This window comes from Enterococcus infantis (genome assembly GCF_049166715.1).
Classification (GTDB): domain Bacteria; phylum Bacillota; class Bacilli; order Lactobacillales; family Enterococcaceae; genus Enterococcus_C; species Enterococcus_C leclercqii.
Window position 1 is genome coordinate 35,952 of the sequence record NZ_JBMHFB010000006.1, and the last position, 23,666, is coordinate 59,617.

At 38.0% G+C, this 23,666-nt stretch carries 23 protein-coding genes; 19 read left to right on the forward strand and 4 right to left on the reverse strand.

Annotated features, from left to right (window positions below):
- The first annotated feature begins 222 nt into the window (after window positions 1–222).
- The 5 genes from ACOMA8_RS08280 to ACOMA8_RS08300 are packed head-to-tail and all read left to right on the forward strand — an operon-like array spanning window position 223 to window position 3,298.
- On the forward strand, window positions 223–516 hold the full coding sequence (locus ACOMA8_RS08280) for an ArsR/SmtB family transcription factor (protein WP_421369966.1): 294 nt from the start codon (window positions 223–225) through the stop codon (window positions 514–516).
- Between the two features lie 21 nt (window positions 517–537).
- Complete coding sequence (gene arsB / locus ACOMA8_RS08285; protein ID WP_029487212.1) at window positions 538–1,614, forward strand: ACR3 family arsenite efflux transporter; 1,077 nt, start codon at window positions 538–540, stop codon at window positions 1,612–1,614.
- Window positions 1,611–2,027, forward strand: a complete 417-nt coding sequence (gene arsC, locus ACOMA8_RS08290; RefSeq protein ID WP_421369968.1) for an arsenate reductase (thioredoxin) — start codon at window positions 1,611–1,613, stop codon at window positions 2,025–2,027. Before arsB ends, arsC begins: the two co-directional genes overlap by 4 nt.
- Window positions 2,028–2,051: 24 nt before the next feature.
- Window positions 2,052–3,038, forward strand: coding sequence for a permease (locus tag ACOMA8_RS08295; protein WP_421369970.1), 987 nt, complete (start codon window positions 2,052–2,054; stop codon window positions 3,036–3,038).
- A 23-nt stretch (window positions 3,039–3,061) separates the two neighbouring features.
- Window positions 3,062–3,298: a thioredoxin family protein gene (locus ACOMA8_RS08300; RefSeq protein ID WP_067624712.1), complete on the forward strand. Its 237-nt coding sequence runs from the start codon at window positions 3,062–3,064 to the stop codon at window positions 3,296–3,298.
- Window positions 3,299–3,571: 273 nt separating this feature from the next.
- Here the strand turns inward: ACOMA8_RS08300 and ACOMA8_RS08305 are convergent, their stop codons facing one another.
- Complete coding sequence (locus ACOMA8_RS08305) at window positions 3,572–4,384, reverse strand: helix-turn-helix domain-containing protein (RefSeq protein ID WP_067624709.1); 813 nt, start codon at window positions 4,382–4,384, stop codon at window positions 3,572–3,574.
- Window positions 4,385–4,545: 161 nt separating this feature from the next.
- Here ACOMA8_RS08305 and ACOMA8_RS08310 point away from each other — a divergent pair, with 161 nt between their 5' ends.
- The 3 genes from ACOMA8_RS08310 (at window position 4,546) to ACOMA8_RS08320 (ending at window position 7,385) form a co-directional block, all read left to right on the forward strand.
- Window positions 4,546–5,778, forward strand: a complete 1,233-nt coding sequence (locus tag ACOMA8_RS08310) for a replication initiation factor domain-containing protein (RefSeq protein WP_421369973.1) — start codon at window positions 4,546–4,548, stop codon at window positions 5,776–5,778.
- Window positions 5,779–5,919: 141 nt separating this feature from the next.
- Window positions 5,920–6,123, forward strand: coding sequence for a DUF3173 domain-containing protein (locus ACOMA8_RS08315; protein WP_002295027.1), 204 nt, complete (start codon window positions 5,920–5,922; stop codon window positions 6,121–6,123).
- Window positions 6,124–6,182: 59 nt separating this feature from the next.
- Window positions 6,183–7,385, forward strand: a complete 1,203-nt coding sequence (locus ACOMA8_RS08320) for a tyrosine-type recombinase/integrase (RefSeq protein WP_421369975.1) — start codon at window positions 6,183–6,185, stop codon at window positions 7,383–7,385.
- Window positions 7,386–7,594: 209 nt separating this feature from the next.
- On the opposite strand, the gene ACOMA8_RS08325 is transcribed toward ACOMA8_RS08320, so the two are convergent.
- Window positions 7,595–8,578 carry a LacI family DNA-binding transcriptional regulator gene (locus ACOMA8_RS08325; protein WP_421369977.1) on the reverse strand — a complete coding sequence of 328 codons (984 nt, stop codon included), beginning with the start codon at window positions 8,576–8,578 and terminating at the stop codon, window positions 7,595–7,597.
- A 157-nt stretch (window positions 8,579–8,735) separates the two neighbouring features.
- Here ACOMA8_RS08325 and ACOMA8_RS08330 point away from each other — a divergent pair, with 157 nt between their 5' ends.
- From ACOMA8_RS08330 to ACOMA8_RS08380, 11 genes are all read left to right on the forward strand, one after another.
- Window positions 8,736–10,031 (forward strand): ABC transporter substrate-binding protein, encoded by a 1,296-nt coding sequence (locus tag ACOMA8_RS08330; protein WP_421369979.1) that lies wholly within the window; start codon window positions 8,736–8,738, stop codon window positions 10,029–10,031.
- A gap of 12 nt (window positions 10,032–10,043) precedes the next feature.
- Window positions 10,044–10,958, forward strand: coding sequence for a carbohydrate ABC transporter permease (locus ACOMA8_RS08335; protein ID WP_421369981.1), 915 nt, complete (start codon window positions 10,044–10,046; stop codon window positions 10,956–10,958).
- Complete coding sequence (locus ACOMA8_RS08340; protein WP_421369983.1) at window positions 10,959–11,771, forward strand: carbohydrate ABC transporter permease; 813 nt, start codon at window positions 10,959–10,961, stop codon at window positions 11,769–11,771. It begins immediately after the preceding gene.
- 52 nt (window positions 11,772–11,823) lie between these two features.
- Window positions 11,824–13,473, forward strand: a complete 1,650-nt coding sequence (locus ACOMA8_RS08345; RefSeq protein ID WP_421369985.1) for a glycoside hydrolase family 172 protein — start codon at window positions 11,824–11,826, stop codon at window positions 13,471–13,473.
- A 178-nt stretch (window positions 13,474–13,651) separates the two neighbouring features.
- Window positions 13,652–16,306, forward strand: coding sequence for a sigma 54-interacting transcriptional regulator (locus ACOMA8_RS08350; protein ID WP_421369987.1), 2,655 nt, complete (start codon window positions 13,652–13,654; stop codon window positions 16,304–16,306).
- Between the two features lie 76 nt (window positions 16,307–16,382).
- The gene (locus ACOMA8_RS08355; protein WP_421369989.1) at window positions 16,383–16,856 is read left to right on the forward strand and encodes a PTS sugar transporter subunit IIB; all 474 of its coding nucleotides are present in this window, start codon (window positions 16,383–16,385) and stop codon (window positions 16,854–16,856) included.
- Between the two features lie 20 nt (window positions 16,857–16,876).
- A complete protein-coding gene (locus ACOMA8_RS08360) occupies window positions 16,877–17,662 on the forward strand; it encodes a PTS mannose/fructose/sorbose/N-acetylgalactosamine transporter subunit IIC (RefSeq protein ID WP_421369991.1) in 786 nt (261 codons plus the stop codon).
- A gap of 2 nt (window positions 17,663–17,664) precedes the next feature.
- The gene (locus ACOMA8_RS08365; protein ID WP_421369993.1) at window positions 17,665–18,477 is read left to right on the forward strand and encodes a PTS system mannose/fructose/sorbose family transporter subunit IID; all 813 of its coding nucleotides are present in this window, start codon (window positions 17,665–17,667) and stop codon (window positions 18,475–18,477) included.
- A gap of 24 nt (window positions 18,478–18,501) precedes the next feature.
- Window positions 18,502–18,897, forward strand: a complete 396-nt coding sequence (locus tag ACOMA8_RS08370) for a PTS sugar transporter subunit IIA (RefSeq protein WP_421369995.1) — start codon at window positions 18,502–18,504, stop codon at window positions 18,895–18,897.
- Window positions 18,898–18,906: 9 nt separating this feature from the next.
- Complete coding sequence (locus tag ACOMA8_RS08375) at window positions 18,907–20,028, forward strand: glycoside hydrolase family 172 protein (RefSeq protein ID WP_421369997.1); 1,122 nt, start codon at window positions 18,907–18,909, stop codon at window positions 20,026–20,028.
- Between the two features lie 80 nt (window positions 20,029–20,108).
- Window positions 20,109–20,981 (forward strand): ROK family protein, encoded by an 873-nt coding sequence (locus ACOMA8_RS08380; protein ID WP_421369999.1) that lies wholly within the window; start codon window positions 20,109–20,111, stop codon window positions 20,979–20,981.
- A 499-nt stretch (window positions 20,982–21,480) separates the two neighbouring features.
- Here ACOMA8_RS08380 and ald read toward each other — a convergent pair whose 3' ends face one another.
- Window positions 21,481–22,593 carry an alanine dehydrogenase gene (gene ald / locus ACOMA8_RS08385; protein WP_421370001.1) on the reverse strand — a complete coding sequence of 371 codons (1,113 nt, stop codon included), beginning with the start codon at window positions 22,591–22,593 and terminating at the stop codon, window positions 21,481–21,483.
- Between the two features lie 180 nt (window positions 22,594–22,773).
- Window positions 22,774–23,514 (reverse strand): C39 family peptidase, encoded by a 741-nt coding sequence (locus ACOMA8_RS08390; RefSeq protein ID WP_421370003.1) that lies wholly within the window; start codon window positions 23,512–23,514, stop codon window positions 22,774–22,776.
- Between the last annotated feature and the right edge of the window lie 152 nt (window positions 23,515–23,666).

Below are 23,666 nucleotides of genomic sequence, written 5' to 3' on the forward strand. Positions count from 1 at the left end.
CAATCTTCTACCAAAAGCGGCTGAAAAGCCGCTTTTTTTGTGTTATTTTATTTTTTCTACCACGTTTTTCTACCAGAGATACTTTGCTAGAAAAACTTTGCGATAGAGATTTTTACCAGACGATGTTGAAAATAAAAAGACAGAAACGCTTGACCGTATATAGGCGTTCATCTATATTGTATATAGATAATTATCTATATATAATTCAATAGGAGGTCCTCCATGGAAAACTATGAACAGATTGCTACCATCATGAAAGCCTTAGCTGATCCAAAAAGGCTGAAAATTGTTGACTTACTTTCTACAGCTGACTCTCTTTGTGCATGTGAAGTGTTGGAGCATTTTGACTTTACTCAACCGACATTATCACACCACATGAAGCTTTTAGAGAAGGCAGGAATTGTCAAAGTAACGAAAAAAAGTCAATGGCATCATTACGCTTTACAGGAAGATCTTGTTGAGGATTTCCTAGTAATTTTGAAGGAACTTCTTATCAAAGAAAAATCAATTAGCTAGTAAACGATAGGAGCCTTATGGATGAACAATGTATCTACGGAAGTAACTGAAAAACCTGCAATAAATTTTTTCGAGAAGTATCTAACAGTTTGGGTATTGTTATGTATGGCAGCAGGCATGCTAATCGGAAAGTTTTTACCTAGTGTCGCAGACCGGTTAGAAAGCTATCAAGTGTTAAATACAAATATTCCAATTGCCGTTTTAACTTGGGTTATGATTTTCCCAATGATGATGAAAATCGATTTTAAATCAATACTGAATGTTCGAAAAACATATCAGGGAATTATGATTTCTAGCATTACAAGTTGGCTAATTAAGCCGTTCTTGATGTTTGGCTTAGCTTCCTTCTTCTTTTATGTTGTTTTTAGCAATTTTATCCCAGCAGACTTAGCAAAAGACTATGTGGCTGGAGCGGTTTTGTTGGGGGCAGCGCCATGTACCGCTATGGTATTTGTTTGGTCAAATCTTACAAAAGGTGATCCAGCGCATACCTTGGTTCAAGTATCAATTAACGATTTATTAATCATTGTCCTATTTGTACCAATTGTTTCCTTCCTTTTAGGAGTAAATAATGTGTTTGTACCATGGAATATTCTTTTTGCTTCTGTACTACTATTTGTGTTAGTACCGTTAGTTGGCGGGGCATTGACGAGATACTTCATGATAAAACGTAAGGGAATTGATTACTTTAACAATCGCTTCTTACCAAAGTTTGACTCCATTACAACGATTGGCTTGTTATTGACATTGGTAATCATTTTTACGTATCAGGGGGATATTATTTTAAACAACCCATTTCACGTTCTCATGATTGCCGTGCCTTTAGTCTTACAAAATATTATTACCGCAAACTTTGCTTATTTTACTTGTAAATGGACAAAACAGCCTCATAATGTGGCAGCGCCAGCAGCTTTGATTGGTGCTTCAGACTTTTTCGAGTTGTCGGTTGCCGTAGCAATTACGCTTTTCGGTGTCAATTCGCCAGTTGTACTTGTGACAACAGTAGGCGTTCTGACAGAAGTGCCTGTTATGTTGTTATTAGTAAAATTGATCAATGGAACGAAAGATTGGTTCCCGACAAAAGGAGAAAATGAATGAAAAAAATCTATTTCTTATGTACGGGCAATTCCTGTCGAAGCCAAATAGCGGAAGGATTTGCTAAAAAATACTTAGATGATTCTTGGGAGATTCGAAGTGCTGGCGTTGAAACTCACGGCTTGAATCCTAGAGCGGTGGCTGTAATGGAAGAATCTGGAATCGATATTTCGAATCAAACATCTGACTTGATTGATTTGGACTACTTTAATCAGTCCGATATGATTATCACTCTTTGCGGTGACGCAGCAGATAAGTGTCCCACGATTCCAAAGGAAAGCACTCATCTTCATTGGGATTTAGTAGATCCTGCCAAAGCGAAAGGATCTGAGGCAGAAATTGGAAGTGCCTTCCGAAATACAAGAGATGAAATCGAAAAGAGAATGATTGAATTATCGAAGCAGTTAAACGTGTAATTCAAAAAGGGGATGGGGTAAGGTATGTGGACTTGGATTAGCGACCAATTACTAAAAATGGTTTGGCTAAATGATTTGATGGGGAAATTGATTGAGCGTTTTGGACTTTCGCTAGACAGCAAGATAGGGGCAAGTCTTCAATTCTTTTTGTTTGATACAATTAAGATTTTTATTTTATTAACAATATTAATTTTTGTCATGGGGGTTATTCAGACTTTTTTTCCACCTGAAAGAACCAAAGTATTGTTGGGTGGCTTAAAAGGTTGGAAGGGGAATTTACTGGGAGCACTTTTGGGAACTGTTACGCCTTTTTGTAGTTGTTCTAGCATTCCAATTTTTATTGGGTTTACAACCGCTGGATTACCTTTGGGAGTAACCTTCTCCTTCCTTATTTCCTCACCAATGGTTGATATTGCCTCAATTATCTTGTTAATGTCTTTCTTCGGCTGGAAATTTGCGGTAGCTTATGTTCTTTTAGGATTACTGCTAGCTGTAATTGGAGGTACACTCATTGATAAATTACACCTAGAGAATGAAGTTCAAGATTATATTCGCGAAATGGAGGAAGGTCTTAGCCAAGTTGAAACCTATACCATTAAGAAAAGAATGTCTTATGGTTGGGGGCAAGTGAAAGAGGTTGCCAGTAAAGTCTGGCTTTATGTATTAATTGGAGTTGGGATTGGTGCGCTCATTCATAATTGGATTCCGACCAGTTTTATTCAAAGCATTCTAGGTAATAATAATCCGTTTGGGCTGATTATTGCGACCTTAATTGGGGCACCTATTTATGCAGATATTTTTGGTGTTCTCCCAATAGCAGAAGCACTATTCTCAAAAGGGGTGCCAGTGGGAACTTTGATGGCATTCATGATGTCTGTCACAACGTTGTCTTTGCCGTCATTAATCATGTTAAGTAGAGTAGTTAAACCTAAATTGTTAGGAATCTTTATCACAATTTGTATTGTAGGTATTTTATTGATTGGCTTTACTTTCAATAGTGTAGCTTTATAAAACAATAAGGGGATTAGATAATTATGGAAATCAAAATTGTAGGTCCAGGTTGTAAAAACTGTCAAAAGTTAAAAGAAAATGTGGAAACAGCAGTATCAGAGTTAGGTATGACACCAACAATTACAAAAGTCGAAGATATGGCTGAAATCGTGAAAGCTGGTGTGATGAAGACTCCAGGGTTGATTATTGATGATAAATTAGTTGTTAGTGGCCGGGTTGCAAAACCAAAGGAAATTAAACAGCTATTGCAAGAAGTTTGAAAGATATCATTTATATAAAAATCACTGGATGTTTCGAGATATTCGAAAGAAGTACAAAATAATACTGTAAAGACAAACTCCAGGTCGGGTTTCGCCACAAGCGAAATACCCGATCTGGAGTTTTGTCTATTGCAGGAAGGCGTAGCCGGACTGCATGAATAAAGCCCCCGGTTCTAACAGGGGGCTAACAAAGAACAGGAAACTGTGACAACTACCCATTGGGGAGTGTCCTAGCAGTATTTTCTTTGTCACATGCTTATAAAGCTTGTCACTTTATTTTGATGATGGATACGCTGCGTTTAACAGACGTTCTTTCTCGACTTCCATCACGAATGGTAGATAAAGATATCGTTGTTCTAGTAGATATTGATTGTCCTCTGTGTACTGATAAGAAGCGGTTTCTTTTGAATAGACCAACGGGGCAATTCGCACATCCCCGGTTGATTGATTGATCGAGTATAGAAGGATGGCTTTTTCAACAAGTTTCTTGGGCAAATGTTTCCCAAAATAGGAATAGGATTCTTGATTTGCTAAATAGACGAGTAAGCGATCCACACTAAAGTTGGAGAAGGTAAAGGGCATTATGTGCAGAATATGATTTTGATTATCATGTTGTAAATAGAGTTGCGCTTCTTTACCAAAATTAGTTGAACCAAGGTAAAGTTGCTTTTTCTCATCGATACATTGGAAAGTAAACTGGTCTTGTTCGGTTGGTGGAATGAGGTTTGTAATAAAAAATTCAATCATCCGATCCATTTCTTTTTCACTAACAAGACCGGCTTGTTTCATTTCGTCTACTATCAGTCCTTCAATCTTAGGATCAAGCTTACCAGCCTTTTTTTGAAGCATTTCTAAAATGTATTGATTTTCTTGATCACCATACAAAAGATATTCGTTTGTGACATGCCCCACCTCTGCAATTTGGTGAAGGGTTTCGGTTTTTGGAAGGTTAATTCCACGTTCCCAGTTATTGACAGTGCTTCGCGGTAAATCACCAATTAGTTTGCCAAATTTCTCCATACTCAACTTTAACTCTTGGCGAATCTGCCGAATTCGATTGCCCACTGCTTGCTTGTCTATCTCCATGAAAACTCCTCCTCAGGATGAATTCTTAAATTTAGTATACGTGCGTACTTAAAAAAAGTCAAAACATATTGACTTAAAATAAATACAAGCGTACAATTAATATGTACTTAAAATAAGTCCGGTAGTTCTTTGACAAGTAAATAGCAGAAGGAGGTTTTTCTATGAATCAAGTGAATCAACATGATCTCGGGGAATCGATTCGAGTTTCTCGAGAAGAAAGGGGGTGGACCCAGCGATATTTAGCAGAAAAAGTGGGAATTTCGAGATCGTTATTATCGAAAGTAGAAAAAGGAACGAGACAATTAAGTGCAGAAAAATTGAATCTTATACTGGATAGTTTGCAAGAAGAGCTAGTTCCAGTTAATCGTGTTTTGATTGATTATCTAACCATTCACTTTTTCTCGAATCAACATTTAAAACTGATTGAGGCAATCATTGGCATGCCCATTGAACGCTTTGAGGAACTGGATTATGCGCCAAAGGGCTATATTGGCCAATACGTATGGAATCAAGTAATCACAATTCGGTATTCCATTGACGATACGGTAAAAGGAACCGTGATGGAGTTTTCAGGTCAAGGCTGTAAACATCTTGCCATGCGTTTGAAGACCGCAAAATCAAACTGGCAAGAGTTCTTCCGTAAGGTATTAGCTTCTCAGGGAAACTTTACACGGATTGATTTTACTTTAGATGATTTTGTGGGGAGTCTCAGCATTCCAGAACTTAAGCGTAAGGTAATGCTAGGCCATGTGTGGACCACTTTTCAAGTGAGTGAATCCCATGGCGGGACGGATATCACAAATAATGAATCAAATGGCGAGACCTTGTATTTAGGCTCAAAGAAGAGTCAATGTCGCTTTTGTTTTTATCAGAAGGATTATGAACAACGAAAGCGACGAGGAATTCCTTTAGAAGAGGCAGAAGTGAAAAATCGCTTTGAACTACGGTATCGAAAAGAGAAAGCGCAAAGCTTAGCAAAGATTATTTCAAGAACCCATGATTTAACCAAACTGTTCTTTGAGTTACTTAATGGCGCAATTTGTTTTTATGACCGTGATCCAAATGATCCAGGGGCAAAAGTTGATAAAAAATGGGCAGCCTTTATTGGCAATCATGGCGCAATCACCATTTCTTTAGAGACAATTCCTCAAAGCTTTGAGAAAAGTATGAATTGGTTAATTCATGGTGTTTCGCCATCGCTAGCTTTTATTGCACAAGTGGATCAAACGTTTCATTCTTCCTTGTTGTCTTTGATTATTGAACAAGGAGAAATGAATCCAAGACAGATTAAACTTCTCCAAAATATGAAGGCAGACCCAGAATATTATCAGGAGGAGGTTGAGTATTATGAACGAAAACTACAAAGTATATCAAATGAGAAAACAAGCTACTAAAAAAGCAAAGTACTGCTTACACAACAAGTTGTGCAACGTACTCCGCCTCGACAAGACGAGTATAACACAACCATTGAATGAGAAACAATTGATTATAAAGAGGATTAATTTAAAAGGAGTAAAGTATCAGGGGGTGAGAGATTGGAAACAAAATGTGATTTCATGGTAAATCGTGCAATTTTGATAGAAATGGGCTTTAAACCTAGTCAAGCTGCACGAATGATTAAAGAGAGCAAAACGTATCTTGCACGGGTTGAAGGAATAGATTTTTATAATAATCGCCAAGTTGGTGTGGTGCCATCTCGAGTAATTGAACATCTTTTTCACATTCAAGTTGCGGAATAAACAGTACAAGCGCGGTACTATTAAAGTAGCTTTTCTCAAGCACAGGGAGGAATGGTACGATGCCAAAAATTAAAAATATTTACCAAGATAAAAAGACAAAAAAATGGTTCTTCCGAGCATATCTGGGCATAGATGAAGATGGAAGAAAGGTTCAGAAGACTAAACGAGGTTATGCTTCACAAAAAGATGCCAAAATTGCTTATGACAAGTATATGGAAACACATGATTTTAACAAGACAGTTCCTAATCAACTGTGTTCTACCAATCAAATGACTTTTGAAGAGTTTTACAAGGATAGGTTTGTAAAATGGTATGAGAGACAAGTGAAAAGTCAAACATATGAGAATGCACAATTCATATTCGAAAAGCGAATGCAGTTTTTCTATCATTTTCGTGTTCGAGATATTACAAGTCACGATATTGAGGATTGGCTATTTGAACTAAGCCAGACGGAGTCACGTAATTCACGGAAAAAAGTCAATGGCGAAATGTTATCAAAATCTTATATCAATCGGATTCGGGGACACTTAAAGATTGTATTGGATCGGGCTGTTAAAGAGGGGGTGATTGCTAAAAATCCCGTTGAAGATGTTTCTTCGCTTCCCTCTGAAAATAAGAAAGTTGAGTTTTGGGAACACAGCGAGTTTCTAAAAGTGATGAACGAAATGAAGGACGATAAGATTCAAACCCACCATCGGAAGATTGTGTATGAAATGCTCTTTTATACTGGTATTCGGATTGGAGAACTTGAAGCGTTGTCTTGGTCAAATGTAGATTTCGAGAAAAACACGATAACGATTGAGAAGACACTGATTTATAATACAAAAGACGATTGGTACTTTTCGACTCCAAAAACTAAATGCGCTTATCGAACGATTGGGATGGGGAAGAAGCTTTCGTTAAAGCTCAGACAGTGGTATGACTTGCAAAAACGTATTGGAAATTTTGAATATGTTGCTCAGTTGGACGGAACCTTTACGCCACCTTATTCTTTCGCAAACTGGTTAAAAGAGGCTGCTAAAAAAGCGGGTGTCAAACCGATTAAACTTCACGCGCTACGACATTCTCATGTTGCATTTCTAATTGAGCAGAATATTCAACCGCTATCTATTCAAGAACGATTGGGCCATGCGAATATTCAAATTACTTTAGGAACTTACGGTCACTTATATGCGAAGTCAGATCAACAAGTGGTAAATGCGATTGATAATGTTCAAGAGGGCGCTATTCTTTCGAAAAATGACGATTTATTGCCAGTCTGAGTTTTCCACTACGCTACCAGAAGACATATAAATGCTTTCGTACCAGTGTTTTTGGTTGAGTTGCTCCTGTTAAAGATGTATAGGAGATAATGGCAATTTTTTTGGTCCTTTCCATCTAGAAAAGTAGAGAATAAAAGAAAATCCAACAAAAAGCTGCAAGAATGCCGAGATGGGCAGTCCTGCAGTTTTTTGTTGGAGATGAATCTAGCTTACATAGTTGGGTACGGTTTTGTAGTCTTGCCATTTTTAAAATGGACAGGTAAAACTACTGGATCTCCAATATCTGCACCATTAATCAAATCAAAGAGGAGATCCAAAGCAGCTTGGGCCATTTCTTCGATAGGCTGTTTGATTGAAGTTATACTTGTTTCCAGACCCTCAAAATATTGAAAGCCATCGTAACCAATTATTTGGATATCTTCAGGAACACGAATTCCCTTTTTATCAAGATAGCTTAATAAGAGTAAAGCAGTCTGATCATTCATAACCAATAAGCCATCACAATTTTGATTTAAAGAAAAGAAACCATCAAAGAATCTTTCATAATTTAATATAGGCTCTGGCTTCTGATAGATGGCAACCTTATATCCGTGGATTCGTGCCATATCAACAAAACCATCTTTACGGCTTAAAGTATCATTTTTTTGTGGTGCAATAGCTGCAATATATCCAAGATTTTTACAACCACGCTTAATCAGTTCCTCAGCTGCAATTTCTCCGCCATGATAGTTGTCAGAAGTAACATAGGCAACTTTTTCACTGAAGTATCTATCAATACTAACAAAGGGGATATTAGAAGAAACATATTTTTCGATATTATTGTAGGTGAGGGCGATGATCCCATCGACCTTATTTTGCCTAATCATATCCAAAAATTCTAATTCAGCATAGGCATCAGTATTATTACTTGAAATTAATAGCCGGGTATTTTTTTTTCTGAGATGACTTTCAATATGGAACACGAATTCTGAGAAAAAGGGGTGCCAGATGCTTGGAACACTAACAGCAATAGTGTTAGATTTTTTTGATTTTAGTACTCGAGCATATTCATTTGGAAAATAATTCAGCTTTGCCATAGCAGATTCAACTCGTTGTCGAGTTTTTTCTGAAACCTTACTGCTATTATTTATTACCCGTGAAACAGTAGTCGTGCCAACTTTTGCCTCTTTTGCAATATCACGAATTGTTGTCATTTTATCCACCAACCTTAAAAAAGCGCTTGCATTAAAATTTGTATGATGCTAATATTAACACACAAGTGGTATCGTTACCAATAAAAAGTTGGAAATTACTGCCATATTTTTTTGAGTCAAAATGGTAACGATACCACTAAAAGAAAGGAAGATAGAGATGAAAAAGACATGGAAGCAAATTTTTTTTAGTTCACTAATTTTAACTGGCGGGGTTGTATTGACCGCTTGCGGTAATGGTGACTCTGCTAGCAATAGCAGCAAAACAAACATCAGTATGTTTTTGACAAAGGTGGAATATAAAAAAGAAATGGAAGCTTTTGTCGATAAATTTGAAGAAAAGAATAAAGATATCAATATTGATGTGACTTTTGTTGGCGGTGGGGAGGATTCTGAAGCATCCCTGAAAGCTAAATTCTCTTCAGGAGAAGAACCTACGATTTTCATGGCAGCTGGGTTAGATCAATTTAGTAATTATAAAAAGTATGCTGCTGATCTTTCTGATACAGAATCAGTTAAAACCGCAATTCCAAGTACCATTGAGGCGATGAAGCTCGATGATGGTGGCGTCGGTGCTGTCCCAATGAGCATGGAAGTATATTCATATATCTACAATAAGGATGTATTTGAAAAAGCCGGAATTAATGCGGATGATATCAAAACACAAAATGATCTGACCAAAGCAGTAAAACAAATGGATGCTCAGAAAAAGAAATTAGGATTAGAAGCCGTTTTCGCCTTCCCAGCCAAGGAAACTTGGTCAACTGGAATGCATGGTGGCGGTATCTTCGTAGCACCAGAATTTGACTATGATCCAGTCAAAGCTTTTGAGGCACCAAGCTTTGAGTTCAAATATGCTGACCAGATGAAGTACTATGTTGATATTCAAAATGATTATTCTATTCAGCCAACTGCTAGTCTGGATTATTCAACGCAAATTGACGATAAGTTCATCGGCGGGAAGGTTGCTATTGCAATGCAAGGAAGTTGGGTAGTTCCGACATTGGTCCAAGCCGATGAAGAGTGGGCTCAAAATAGCGTAGGTTTATTACCGATTCCTGTTGACAACACACCAGAACGATATATTGATGGTGGTTGTTTAAACTATTACGTTGTTAATAAAGAAGCAGGTGAAAAAGAAGTAGCTGCTGCTAAAAAATTCCTAGATTATATGAATTGCTCAGAAGATGGTAAGAAAAACACTGTAGAAAACTTCATGTTTATTCCGGCTTATACAGGATATGAAGACTATAAATCTGAGAATAAATTAATCAATGAGTACACAGAATATGTTAACAACGATCAATATCGGCAATCAGTATTCAATGCGGTTAATGTCGACTGGTTAAAAAATACAATTGGAACAGGCATTCAAAAATATGTCTCAAACGAAGCCACTTGGGACGACATTGTCACCGAAACAAAGCAGAACTGGCAAGCATCGGCAGATAATTAAGGAGGTGCAAAAATGGTTATGGTGGAAGAATCAATATCTACAAAAACAAAAACTCTTAGGAAAAATACAATCAATAGTCAAAAATGGTCATATAGCTTTATTTTGCCAGCAATTTTTGCCGTCACGGCTATCGTAATCGTTCCATTTGTAATTGGAATCTATTATTCATTTACAAAGTGGGATGGAATTAGCACCTCGACTTTTATTGGTCTGGATAACTTCAAACGTTTGCTTGAAGATACAGAATTTTTAACATCGTTGTGGTTTACGATTAAATTCTCTTTTGTAACAGTGATTTTGATAAATCTCATCGGTTTATCACTGGCATTAATTGTCACCCAAAAATTTAGGGGTGCAGCACTCTTAAGAACCATTTTCTTTATGCCAAATCTGATTGGTGGGTTAATCTTAGGCTTTATTTGGCAATTTGTGTTCATTAAAGGTTTTACTGCACTTGGCGAAGCGATTGGAGTAGAGCAGCTAAGTGGCTGGTTAGCTTCCCCTGGAACTGGGTTCTGGGGGATGGTAATCATGGTTGCCTGGCAATATGCCGGTTATATTATGGTGATTTATATTGCTTTCTTGCAAGGTATAGATGAGTCTCTGTTAGAAGCTGCGAGTCTGGACGGAGCAAGTGAATGGCAAAAATTCATCCATGTTAAGTTTCCGATGATTCGACCAGCATTTACAATTAGTCTGTTTATGACGTTATCTTTCTGTTTTAAAATCTATGATCAAAATTTGGCGCTAACTTCCGGTGGACCATTCAAATCCACGCAAATGGTTGCAATGAATATAGTGAATACGGCATTTTCTCAACGTGAAATGGGCTTAGCACAGGCCAAAGGAATGGTATTTTTCCTAATCTTAGCGCTTGTTTCGATTTCACAAGTCTATTTCAGTCGAAAGAAAGAGGTGGAAGTTTAGATGAAAAAGAAAATCAAATTATCGCCAATTTTTGGAATTTTTTTCGCTTTGATATGGCTGTTACCTTTTTATTTGATCGTAGTTAATTCCTTTAAGTCGAAGAATGAAATTTTTTCTAATACACTTGGTTTACCAGAAAACTTCACGATTGCGAATTATCCTGAAGCATTTAAAGAATTGGATTTTGCAACCTCTTTTCTAAACACGTTTCTAATAACGGTGGTGGCAGTAATTTTAATTTCATTGGTCTCATCAATGGCGGCTTACGCGATTCAGCGGTCAGACAACCGACTGTGCAAAATTTTCTATTTTGTTTTCATCACTGCTATGTTAGTTACGTTTCAGTCAGTTATGATTCCATTGGTCTCTATTTATGGTAAAGTGCACTTACTAAACAGAGTAGGGCTTGTATTCATGCATCTCGGGTTTAATGTTAGCATGGGCGTATTCATGTTTGTCGGAGCTTTAAAAGGTATTCCAAAATCCCTTGATGAAGCTGCTACTATTGATGGTGCGAGCCGGTGGCAAATTTTCTTCAAAATTATTTATCCGATGTTAAAACCAACTGCGGTAACGGTAGCCTTACTGAATGCCATTCTAATATGGAATGATTATCTGTTGCCATCTTTGGTTATTAATAAGCCGGGCATGCAAACAATTCCAATTAAAATGTTCTACTTCTTTGGTGCCTATACAAAACAATGGCATTTGGCACTAGCAGGATTGCTAATTGCCATTATTCCAGTTATTATTTTCTACTTCTTTATGCAAAAACATATCATCAAAGGTGTTGCCGATGGAGCAGTAAAATAAGATATTTTTTTACAATTCGTTTATAGAATTGATAGATTAAGGAGTTAAAGGGATGCAAGAAATCACTAAAAAAGCAAAAATCACTCAAGTAAAAGATTTATTAAATCGTTTAACCGATTTAAGTAAACTAGCGGAGCCACCTAAAGACGGGGAAAAATCTGGAACGTTTTCCAGCTATGATCGTTCTTCACAATACGATGCAGAAAATGACCAATATATCAAATGGGCGGCAAATGATGATGGTGATGGCATCATTAGGATTGACAATGACGAGAATGTCGTTGTTGAGATGGATGGACCTGGAGTGATCTGGAGAATTTGGTCTGCACAACCTGGAAATGGGAATATCAATTTTTACTTTGACGGAGAAGAAACACCGAGTTATTCACGTCCATTTAGACAGTTTTTCGAGCAGATATGTGACGACGTATCTCCAGCGGGATTCCCTAGTTTAATGCCTAAATTATCTGGGGGTTACAATTCATTTTTTCCCATTCCTTTTAATAAAGGAATTAAAATTACTTTTTCAAAGGACTGGGGTAAGTACTACCATTTTACTTATTCGAAGGTCCCAAGCGACGAAATATTACCCAATTTTTCAGATCTTCTTTCAAAAGAAGGATTGATTGCAGTTGCTGAACTGGATAGAAAGTTATATGCCAGAGGGGAGTCATTTTTTGACAATAAGTTTTTAGAACACTGTGTGATTGCTAAAGGCTCCGAGTTTACAATTCAAAAGAACGGTGCTGGCGTAATTAACTATCTAGGCTTTGAGTTTGATTATGAAAGCTATGCCCCAAGCGATTTGGAAGAAATCTTACGTAACACATTGTTAAAAATATATTGGGATCAAGAAGAAACTCCTTCGGTATCCGTACCAATTGGTGATTTCTTTGGTACAGCTCCAGGATATAATCAATTTAAGACACTGGTTAACGGGGTGTCCGAAAAACGGATGTATGCAAATTGGTATATGCCCTATTCAGAAGGATATAAGATCGTATTAGATAATCAGAGTAATATGAAATTGAATTGTCGGCTAGTTCTGAATAGCCAAGAGTCGTCCAGAGCACATACTGATACATTGCTTCGATTTCATGCAAAATGGCATAATGGTGATTTTTTAGATCAAGATGAAACCAAATTTCAGAAAGGCGGAGAGCGTTGGCCCGACTGGCCATTGTTATTGTTAAATGGTAAAGGCAGATTTTGTGGAGTCCATATGCATGTCTTTGACACTTGGCTTGATCCACAAGCAGAAAGCGACATGTGGTGGTATGGTCAATGGGACGATAAAACCATCGATTGGTGGTGGGGAGAAGGCGACGAAAAATTTTTTGTAGACGGCGAGAAGTTTCCTTCAACATTTGGCACAGGAAGTGAAGATTATATCGGATATGCCTGGGCTGCCGAGCCACCTTTTGCACTTTTCGATTCTGCCTATGCAACCCAATCTAGGATGCCAGTCAATGGAAATGGGCATACCTCAGTAATGAGGCTTCAAATTTGTGATAATATTCCGTTTAATAATAGTTTTGAAGGATTCATTGAGAAATACAAAGCTTGTAACTGGAACGGAAGAAATACCTGTGTCTATGAGGTAACACCTTTCTGGTATCAAGAAAAAGGAACGAATGATTGCTATTCAACATCTAGCGCAAGTGATAGAAATGCCACGTTGATAGACAAGCAAACTGACTAATGTAAAAACTTGTTTGAATGTCAAAAAGCTGTTACAACATTTAAAAAAGTCTGGTGACCATTAGTTTATTAGGTCACCAGACTTTTTTTGTGAGGATTAAGTATATGAAGTGTGGATGTTACCTGTTACAATCATAGTGTCGAAATAAAGCTAATAGTGTTAAGTAAGGGGATAAGTTATGCTGAAAGATCAAGTACTCTCGTATGTGACTGAGAACACTCAAAATAAGGATAAATGGCAAAATAACAATGCTAGGCAAATAGCAACTGAGTTTAATGTTAGCCGCAATATCGTTTCACAATATCTTAATGAGTTTTGTAAAGACGGTTTGTTGGGAAAAATTAATACAAGACCGGTAGTTTTCCTAAAATTAGCAAAACAATCAGTTGGCGGGAAAGACTTCGCGACATTGTCTGAAGCTGAAGAATGGATGAAAAAAAATCGATATTCAGCTTTAGAAAATACAATAGGAAGTAAGGGAAGTCTAAAAAAAATAATTGATCAAATTAAGGCGGCAATTCAGTATCCAGATTTTGGACTACCGATATTACTTCATGGAGCAACTGGCACGGGGAAGAGCTTTTTAGCAAAGGCCATTTACCAGCACCTTGTTACTTATGAATTTGTCGATGCTGATAGTAATTTTATCGCGGTAAACTGTAGTGAGTATGCAAATAATCCCGAGCTATTTCTGGCCAATTTTTTCGGTTTTGTAAAAGGCGCATATACTGGTGCTGAGAAAAGTCGGAAAGGTCTTGCAGAATTGGCTAATGGTGGGGTTCTTTTTCTTGATGAAGTACATGCATTAAGTAACGAATGTCAGGAGAAGCTCTTTCAATTTATGGATACGACTTATTTTCATCGCTTGGGGGATAATGAAACTAGGTATCAGTCAAACTGTCGGATTGTTTTTGCAACTTCTGAAAAACCGGAAGAAAATTTACTGACAACGCTTTTGCGGCGAATTCCAGTAAAAGTTACACTACCTACATTAAAAAGTCGTTCTCTCACCGAAAAGAAACAGCTGACTCAGATGTTTTTCAAAGGAGAGGAAGAAAAACTTAAGAGAAAAATTCGGGTTTCAAATCACTACCTAACGTTTGTTGCCAATTATGACTTCTCTGGCAATATTGGAAATTTGAAGAATATTATTCAACTAACTTGTGCAAATGCATATGCTTCTAATGATAGCAATTCGCATTTAGATGTTAAGATGGCGAATTTACCAGCGATTGTTGGGACACAATACGATCTAAATAAGCTAATGGTAAAAAAAGTTGAAATGATTGAACTGACCGATATCTTAAACATGGACCATCTTCTCTCTTACGAACAATTTTTAAGAGGAATAAATCAAATTTTTGTAAGGCGACAAGAGGCTGAGGATGTATTTATTGACTTGGATCGCTTCTTTAAAAGACAGTTTAACAAAATTCAAATGGAGACTAGTGATAATCACGCAAGTTATTTGGAATTAAATTTTAGACACTATGTGAAGATGCTTGAAAAAGAGTATCAACAAAATGTTGATTTTTTCTATTCAAAAATTGCGTTGTTTTACTTGAACCGTTGGATTAATGAAGATGTCTTAGGCCTATCAGAAAAAGAAGCTGCTGACTTGTTTGATTACTTTGTTGCTAACTGTAGCCGAGAGTTTATCATGGTTGAGGATTTTGGTAATAATTGCGATATTACTTTTAATAAAGTTGAATTGGTTGTTTTAACGGTGCTGTTCCGCTTAATGATTGATAAAAGTTATAGCCAAAATCGACTCGCATTGATTGTTGCGCACGGAGAATCAACGGCAACCTCGATAGCAAAAACTGCCAATACTTTAATCGGGGACTTTATATTTGATGGGATTAATATGCCTTTGCAAAGTACTTCTGAGGAAATTTCAAATCAAATTAATAGTTACTTAAAAGAGAGAAGTACCTTCGATGAGTTGATTCTATTAGTTGATATGGGCTCTTTGGAGAAAATACATGAGCGATTGGATATTCCAGCGAATAAAACCATTGGATTGCTTAATAATGTCACCACCAAAATGGCATTGGAGGTGGCGAATCAATTAACATTGAAGATACCCCTAAAGGATATTTTAAGTAGTATTCGTCATAATCATGAAATTAATGCAATCTATCAAGCGTCTAAGATAAAAAAAGATATGATTTTATGTTCTTGTGCCAGTGGTTTGGGAACGTCCTATAAGCTAAAAACAATTCTAGAACAAAGCTTCCCTAAACAAACGGATATTTTGATAGAAACTTGCGATTTTTACTCACTAGCTAACGAAAACTATATAGAAGAACTTGAACAAGAATATAATATCTTGTTTATTGTCGGCACACTGGATCCGGATTTAGAGGATATGATTTTTTATTCGATTGAAGAATTGATTCTTGGCTTAAATATTGAAGAAATTTCGAGCAAACTTACGAAGCATTTTTCAAGTTACGAAATGGAAGCTTTGAATCATAATATTCTGAAGAATTTTAGCTTAACTAATCTGATGGAACAGTTAACCATCTTAAATCCGACGAAACTACTAGAGCAAGTGACTGATGCAATTTATATTTTGCAAAACGATTTGAATGTCATCATTGATAATAATACTAGTTTTGGACTATATGTTCATATCAGTTGCTTAATCGAGCGTTTAGTTACACAATCGCATTTGCAGGATGAAATTAGTTTGAGTTTTGAAGACAAAAAGCTAGAAAATTTTTATTATAAATTTAAACGAGCATTCACTGTCGTTGAGCAGTATTATAGTGTCGAAATTCCACCTTTAGAAGTAAGTTATGTATATGACTATATGAAAAAAGCTTGATTTATCAAGCTTTTTTATTTTTGGCATGCTACTTGCTTATAGAAAAGTGTAAATCAAAATCTAGGAGGAAATAAATATGAGTATTGTAATGACAAGAATTGATAATCGCCTATTACATGGCATTATCGTAACACAGTGGGCGCCAATGTCAGGAGCAAATCGGGTAATGGTAATTGATGATAAGGTTGCAAACGATGATATCGCAAAAGCTAGTATGCGTTTAGCTCGTCCAGCTGGGATGGCGGTATCGATTATTACCGAAGAAACTGCCATTAAGAATTTCAACAATGGAAAATACGATCGCGAAAAAGTTTTTGTTATCACAAAAGAGCCAGAAACAATTTTGAATCTTGTAAAAAATGGCGTGGACATTCAAAAACTGATTATTGGTGGCACGGTGGTCAAAGAAGGTGCTAAACAATTATCACCACGAGCATATGCTTCTGCTGAGAATATTGAAAGCTATCAGGCGCTTTTAAATGCAGGTGTTGATATTGTCACTCAATTTGTGCCAGCTGATAAAGCACAGAATGTTTCAACACTAATTTAATAAAAAGGAGAGTAAAGAACATGCACTTATCAGTATTTCAAATTATTATGTTAACTGTTTTAGCCTTTATAAAACATGTGGATTATTACGGCATCCCCATGATTTTCGTAAACTATCCAGTTTTCTGGGGGCTGTTTACCGGGCTTTTGATGGGTGATATGAAAACAGGGTTAGTTGTTGGTGGGACCGTGCAATTAATGTCTTTAGGTGTTGCTGGCTTTGGTGGTTCATCAGTACCGGATTATGGGACTACAACGATTATTGCTACTGCTTTTGGTACTTCCCTTGGAGTGGAGGCCGGCTTGGCAGTTGGTTTACCAGTAGGAATGCTAGGCGTTCAATTGGATGTTATTGTTAAAATTTTAAATGGCTTTGTTGTTCGTAAATCACAAGAATATGCAAATAAACTTGAGTTCAAGAAAATGAACAGCATTTTATGGCTCGGTCCTGTGTTCTTTGGACTTTCAGCAGCAGTTCCAGTATTTTTATCTGTAACTTTAGGACAATCTGCTGTTAATTTCTTACTGGAAAGTATGCCAGCTTGGTTTATGAGTGGTTTAACCCTAGCCGGAAAAATGTTACCAGCCGTAGGTATTGCGATGTTACTTCGCTTTATGCCGACTGGTCGCTACATGAGCTACTTATTGATTGGATTTTTCTTAGCTGCTTTCTTGAAAGTCCCAATTATTGGTGCAGCCGTTATTGGCTTTGCCTTAGCTTTTAATGTATATCACCGCTCTGAAAAAGATGCACAATTGCAAGCTGCCGGCGGTGGTGGAGATAGTTTCATGGGGGAGGATGAATAATCATGGAAAATCACGTAGAAAATAGTCAATATAAAGTAACTAGGAAAGATTTACGTAAAGCTAACTACCGTTGGTTGATGAGCGTTTGTACCTTTAACTACCAATCCCAACAAGGGGCGTCAGTGGCCTATGCTTTATCACCAATTTTACGGAAAATCTACAAAAAAGATGAAGATTATGTTGAAGCTTTAAATAATCATTTTCAATACTATAATACCCAACCTTGGTTGGCGGCGATTATTTTAGGCGCAGTAGTAGCTATGGAAGAACGGCAAGGCTTAAAAGCCAAAGATGCTATTCAGGATTTTAAAGTCGGAACCATGGGCCCAATTGCAGGGATCGGTGATTCTTTATTGATGACGATGATTCCAACAATTATGGGTTCGATAGCTGCTTATATGGCTCTAGAAGGCAATCCTGTAGGTACACTATTATGGCTGGCCTTAATTCTAGTAATTTTCTTCTTTCGGATGCGAGCTTTTGAATTCGGCTATAAGCAAGGGACAAAAATTATTACTGAATATGGTGAGAAGATTACCTATTTGACAGAAGCAGCTTCTGTTTTAGGTCTGACGGTGGTAGGTTCGTTAGTTGCATCAGTTATCAACGTAACCACACCAATTAATTTTAAATTTGGTGAAGTTGCTATGGAAATTCAACCAATGTTAGATAAAATTTTGCCAGCATTAATCCCGGTAATAATCACTGGTGCAGCTTATTATCTGCTATCAAAGAAAAAAGTCAGCATGACTTGGTTGATTCTTTTAGTCATTGTATTTGCGATGGTGATGTCGGGTTTTGGAATTTTAGCATAATCATAATAAAGTAAGGTGGAGTATATGAGGAAGTTAGTTATAGCAAGTCATTCAAATTTGGCTAAAGGGTTTAAAGAAACACTAGAATTTTTGACAGGTCAGACGGATCGAATTAAGGCAGTATGTGCCTATGTTGAGTCAAATGAAGATATAGACCAACAAGTTGCAGAGTTAATGTCTGAGGAAGGAGAGACAATCGTTTTGACGGATATGGCTGGCGGTAGTGTTAACCAAAAGTTTTTTCCATATATTTCGGATAGAGTTCATGTTATTGCAGGTCTAAACTTGCCATTAGCTATGAGTATTTTATTACAAATTGACGCACCTACATTGGATTTAAATAAGCTAGTGTTAGAATCTCAGCAACAAATTCAATATATGAATGCTCAATCTAACGATACCATTGAAGAAGATGAGTGAGGGATAAAAATGAAACAGCTGAGTAATATTTGGATGCATCAAGGAGAACAAAGCCGTACAATAACACCAGAAAATAAATCCGGTGAGAAGGGTAAAGCTGCTATGACTGCCAGCCACTTAGGTGTAGGGCGAAAAGGGTCACCATCGGTACCAATTAATGCCGGGGAGACAATCACTCTGGCAGAAATAGAGGGTCCAGGGGTCCTCCGTCATTTTTGGATGACGGTAACGGATAAAACAACAGCGGGAAGTTTTGTACTACGAGACTTGATTCTGCGGATGTACTGGGATGATGAGACAACACCTTCAGTGGAATGTCCTTTAGGAGATTTTTTCTGTAATGGATTTGGAACTCGATGTGACGTTAATTCGTTACCAATCGTTGTAAATCCTACCTCAGGGATGAACTGTTACTTCGAAATGCCATTTAGGAAAAAAGCGAAAATCACCTTGACTAGTGAGCATCCTGAATTTATTAAGCATATCTTCTATACTTTCAACTTTGCGTTAACAGATGTTCCTGATGAAGCAATGTACTTCCACGCAAAATGGAGTCGGGAAAGAATCACGCAAAAAGGTGTGGATTACACGCTAATTGATAATATTCAAGGCAAAGGGTACTACGTAGGAACTTATATGGCACTGTGTGCATTAGAAAGATATTGGTGGGGTGAAGGTGAGTTTAAATTTTATTTAGACGATGATCAAGAGTTTCCCACAGTGACTTCTACTGGTGCAGAAGACTATTTCGGTGGGGCTTGGGCATTTCATAAAAAAGAGTTTGGCGAAATGGCCCATGCTGAAAATTTCAATACATTATACATGGGTTATCCATTCCAATCAAAAAGAGATCATACCCGTGACTTCTTTAGTGCTGGTAAACCAAATCCAAATCCAGTTCATGGTTTTGGCGATGATGCATTACCAATGCATGGGTTATATCGCTGGCATTTGCCAGATCCAATTTCTTTCCATAAAAACCTTCGCGTTACATTCCAAGATTTAGGTAACGATGATATTAAACTGTATGAAAGAGAAGATGACATTTCTACCGTAGCTTATTGGTATCAAAGTGAGCCCCATCAAAAATTTGCCAAATTATTGTCAAGGGATGAACGAATCCCACGATAGAGACAAACAAGTAATTGAACTTCTGATTAAGATCGACAGTTTACTTTTAAAAATGAGATTGTCAGAAAAGAGGAATATATATGTTGCTGGGTTCAATTGAAGCTGGCGGTACAAAATTTGTATGTGCTGTCAGTGATCAAGAATTATCCATTCAAGAAAGAGCTAGTTTTCCGACAACAACCCCAGCTGAAACAATGGAGTTAGTGATTGATTTTTTTAAGAAATATCAAGAGGATTTAGCCAGCATCGGTGTGGGGTCTTTTGGTCCCATCGATATTCATCGAGAATCGGATACTTACGGATATATCACTTCTACACCGAAAATTGCTTGGCAGAATTTTGATTTTGTAGGAACCTTAAAAAGATATTTTAACATTCCAATTGCCTGGACAACGGATGTTAATGCTGCTTGTTACGGGGAATATGTAGCTGGTAATGGCAAGAGACTTTCAAGTCTTGTTTATTATACAATTGGAACTGGTGTCGGTGGTGGTGCCATTCAAGAGGGCCGTTTTGTTGAAGGATTTAGCCATCCAGAAATGGGGCATATGTTAGTTCGGCGACATAAAGCTGATTCCTATGAGGGAAATTGTCCATTCCACCATGACTGTCTAGAAGGTATGGCTGCGGGACCAGCGATTGAAAAAAGGGCAGACATAAAAGGACAAGATTTGCCAGAAGACCATCCTATCTGGGAAATTGAAGCAGATTACATTGCTCAGTGCGCATATAACACTACTTTGATGTTTTCGCCGGATGCTATTATTTTGGGTGGTGGTGTTATGAAGCAAAGCCACCTAATGAAAAAGATTCAAGTGCGTTTTAAGGAACTCATGGGCAGTTACATCGACTATCCTAATGTAGAAGAGTACCTCCTCATACCTGGACTGGGTGATAACGCTGGAACGATGGGGTGTTTAGCATTAGCCAAGGAGAGTAAGTTACATTCCTAAAGTGTATTTAACGAAGTAAGATAAGTAGTAAATGAAAAGTGACCGATGGATAGACCCTGTATTTGTTTATTCATCGGTCTTTACATAGGTACGAGCATGGTAAGTATTTTTTAGTACAGTACTTCTAAACTTTGTCTTATAAGCTGGATAATTTGTCGTTTCATTTTCTCTGGGTGATATATATTTTAGTGAGAGGAACAGCTAAAACTAAACAAAATTTTCATAAGTTTAGCTTATTTTCCTGATTACTTTGGATGATTCTTTATATTGTGGAAATAGTTATTGGGAGGGGAGGTTAATCTTGCTGTCGGGAACCCAATAATCTCCCCCCTATTTTCATCAACTCAGTTGATGAAAATAGGGGGGAGAGCATAGACGTTAAGAATCGATCTTTCGAGAAAAATATAGGAACCCAATCATAAAAATAAACTATTTGTGCCAATGCTGTCTGCATTTATATAAATCGAACGTGTTCTTTCAACTTCTCCGTTACTGCAAATCAAATCATTTCAGCTAACTCTGTGTAAGGCAAATTTAAATCTTCAGCGGCGGCTTGTAACGTTAGTTTTCCTTGGTACGTATTGACACCGCGATACAGGTCGGGGTTTTCATTCAAAACGTCTGCTAACGGTTTGGCTGCCAAGCGTTTCATGTAAGGAAGAGTGGCATTACTCAATGCGTAGGTTGAGGTTTGCGGGACAGCACCAGGCATATTGGCAACGGCGTAGTGGATGATTCCTTCACGGGTATAGATAGGGTTGTCATGAGTGGTGACCTTATCGCCGGTCTCAAAAATGCCCCCTTGGTCGATGGCAATGTCGACAATTACGGAACCTTCTGGCATACCGGCTACCATTTCCCGAGAGACCAGGCATGGAGCTTTGTGCCCGGGAAGAAGGACGGCGCCGATTACCAAATCAGCTGTTTGTAAAGCTTCTCGGATATTGGTGGTATTGGAGGCGAGAGTTTGAATCTGGCCATTGAATTGATTATCCAGTTCTTTCAGGCGATTTAAGTCGATATCGATGATTGTGACCTGCGCACCAAAACCGTTAGCAATCTTAGCCGCATTGGTTCCGGAGATGCCGCCGCCAATTATCACGACTTTTCCTTGTCTGACGCCGGGCACGCCAGACAGTAGGATACCTTTGCCGCCAGTCTGTCGTTCTAAAAATTGGGCCCCCAGTTGCGGCGCCATCCGGCCAGCAATTTCACTCATCGGTGCTAAAAGGGGGAGACTTCCAGTTTCTGTTTGAACATTTTCGTAGGCAATCGCATTTACTTTTGCTGCTAACAAAGCTTCAGCCAGTTCTTTGTTGGCAGCCATGTGCAAATAAGTGAAGAGGGTCAAGCCTTCTCTAAAATAATGGTATTCTTCTTTGACGGGTTCTTTGACTTTCAATACCAGTTCGCAAGCCCAGATCTCATCAGCGGAGTCTACGATTTTAGCACCGACTTGGCGATAGTCACCATCAGTAATAGCTGACCCAATACCAGCCCCGGTTTCCACCAGTACTTCGTGTCCTGAATTCACTAGCTCCAACACACCGCTAGGAGGCAGCGCGACTCGATTTTCGTTGTTCTTGATTTCCTTTGCAATCCCGATTTTCATCCCAACACCTCGTTTTTTTGTCTGAATAATTTGATTTATTTCTAATTATAGCAAAAAGAAAGCGACAGATAAAATGAATCCCAAATCAAAAAAATCCTCTGCTGAGATGTGTCAACCTAAAAAAGCCCCTCGAGCGTGTTCCACTCGAAGGGGTGAGAAAGGCTTGTTTTTACTTGTAAATCAGAGGGCCGGCGCGTCAGTGAAGGCCCAGTAGTTGACAATCTGATCTTGGAGTTCATCAGGAGAATAGCTCGTGTAGCTGTGACTCTTGTCGTTATCATCAGCCGGATCTAGAACGGTGATCATTTCATTTTCCATACGGGCCAATACCATGATGTGGCCGCGTTCTGTGAATTCGCCAGCAGTCACGGAAACCACTACGGGAATTCCTTTTTTCAGATAGACCTGTGCTTGAGTAAAGTCATTTTTGAGGTCATGGCAGACATACCCCTGTTCTTTGGCGAAAGCTGGGAAAATACTCCAAGCGGTACCTTCGCCTTGGCGATAATAAGTTTCACCTGCCCAAGAAGTGATGTCCAAAGGATTGATCTCTCGCTGTTGGAAATAGGAATGAATCATGGCAAGTGAAGCAATTGCACAGCCGTTTTCGTAAATGTTTTGGGCGCCGTCATTTCCGTAAGGTTCACCAGACCAACGCTCATCTGTTTGAAGAATTAGCGGTGTTTTGACATTCTCGTTTTTCAAGTATTCGTTTGCTTCCTGAGCGTAAGTCTGGGGAGTGTCCCAATAGCCAGTCTGAGCCATATTTTCAATGACTGCTTCACCTTCCACGTAGGATGATTCATAGACTGACCAGTCCGCTCGTTGATGGAGCGCAATACCTAAGCCTAACAAAATGAAGCTGACCCCGAGAATGAATTTTCCCAGTTGAGGAATAAGGACGTAACGATGATGGCGCATGGGACTTCCTCCTTTAAAAGTTTGATTTATCTACAGAATGGAGCGAAAAGTGGCGCAAAATTTTGCTTTTCAGTGGAGATACCGTTCTTATCTATTGAAACAAAAGAGGTTCTAAAATGCATCAGTCTAAAGTCCTATAGCTTGAAAATATG

Bases quoted from the DNA above. Each gene is read 5' to 3' on its own strand.
- ACOMA8_RS08280 (WP_421369966.1), top strand. From the start codon at position 223: ATGGAAAACTATGAACAGATTGCTACCATCATGAAAGCCTTAGCTGAT.
- arsB (WP_029487212.1), top strand. From the start codon at position 538: ATGAACAATGTATCTACGGAAGTAACTGAAAAACCTGCAATAAATTTT.
- arsC (WP_421369968.1), top strand. From the start codon at position 1,611: ATGAAAAAAATCTATTTCTTATGTACGGGCAATTCCTGTCGAAGCCAA.
- ACOMA8_RS08295 (WP_421369970.1), top strand. From the start codon at position 2,052: ATGTGGACTTGGATTAGCGACCAATTACTAAAAATGGTTTGGCTAAAT.
- ACOMA8_RS08300 (WP_067624712.1), top strand. From the start codon at position 3,062: ATGGAAATCAAAATTGTAGGTCCAGGTTGTAAAAACTGTCAAAAGTTA.
- ACOMA8_RS08305 (WP_067624709.1), bottom strand. From the start codon at position 4,384: ATGGAGATAGACAAGCAAGCAGTGGGCAATCGAATTCGGCAGATTCGC.
- ACOMA8_RS08310 (WP_421369973.1), top strand. From the start codon at position 4,546: ATGAATCAAGTGAATCAACATGATCTCGGGGAATCGATTCGAGTTTCT.
- ACOMA8_RS08320 (WP_421369975.1), top strand. From the start codon at position 6,183: ATGCCAAAAATTAAAAATATTTACCAAGATAAAAAGACAAAAAAATGG.
- ACOMA8_RS08325 (WP_421369977.1), bottom strand. From the start codon at position 8,578: ATGACAACAATTCGTGATATTGCAAAAGAGGCAAAAGTTGGCACGACT.
- ACOMA8_RS08330 (WP_421369979.1), top strand. From the start codon at position 8,736: ATGAAAAAGACATGGAAGCAAATTTTTTTTAGTTCACTAATTTTAACT.
- ACOMA8_RS08335 (WP_421369981.1), top strand. From the start codon at position 10,044: ATGGTTATGGTGGAAGAATCAATATCTACAAAAACAAAAACTCTTAGG.
- ACOMA8_RS08340 (WP_421369983.1), top strand. From the start codon at position 10,959: ATGAAAAAGAAAATCAAATTATCGCCAATTTTTGGAATTTTTTTCGCT.
- ACOMA8_RS08345 (WP_421369985.1), top strand. From the start codon at position 11,824: ATGCAAGAAATCACTAAAAAAGCAAAAATCACTCAAGTAAAAGATTTA.
- ACOMA8_RS08350 (WP_421369987.1), top strand. From the start codon at position 13,652: ATGCTGAAAGATCAAGTACTCTCGTATGTGACTGAGAACACTCAAAAT.
- ACOMA8_RS08355 (WP_421369989.1), top strand. From the start codon at position 16,383: ATGAGTATTGTAATGACAAGAATTGATAATCGCCTATTACATGGCATT.
- ACOMA8_RS08360 (WP_421369991.1), top strand. From the start codon at position 16,877: ATGCACTTATCAGTATTTCAAATTATTATGTTAACTGTTTTAGCCTTT.
- ACOMA8_RS08365 (WP_421369993.1), top strand. From the start codon at position 17,665: ATGGAAAATCACGTAGAAAATAGTCAATATAAAGTAACTAGGAAAGAT.
- ACOMA8_RS08370 (WP_421369995.1), top strand. From the start codon at position 18,502: ATGAGGAAGTTAGTTATAGCAAGTCATTCAAATTTGGCTAAAGGGTTT.
- ACOMA8_RS08375 (WP_421369997.1), top strand. From the start codon at position 18,907: ATGAAACAGCTGAGTAATATTTGGATGCATCAAGGAGAACAAAGCCGT.
- ACOMA8_RS08380 (WP_421369999.1), top strand. From the start codon at position 20,109: ATGTTGCTGGGTTCAATTGAAGCTGGCGGTACAAAATTTGTATGTGCT.
- ald (WP_421370001.1), bottom strand. From the start codon at position 22,593: ATGAAAATCGGGATTGCAAAGGAAATCAAGAACAACGAAAATCGAGTC.
- ACOMA8_RS08390 (WP_421370003.1), bottom strand. From the start codon at position 23,514: ATGCGCCATCATCGTTACGTCCTTATTCCTCAACTGGGAAAATTCATT.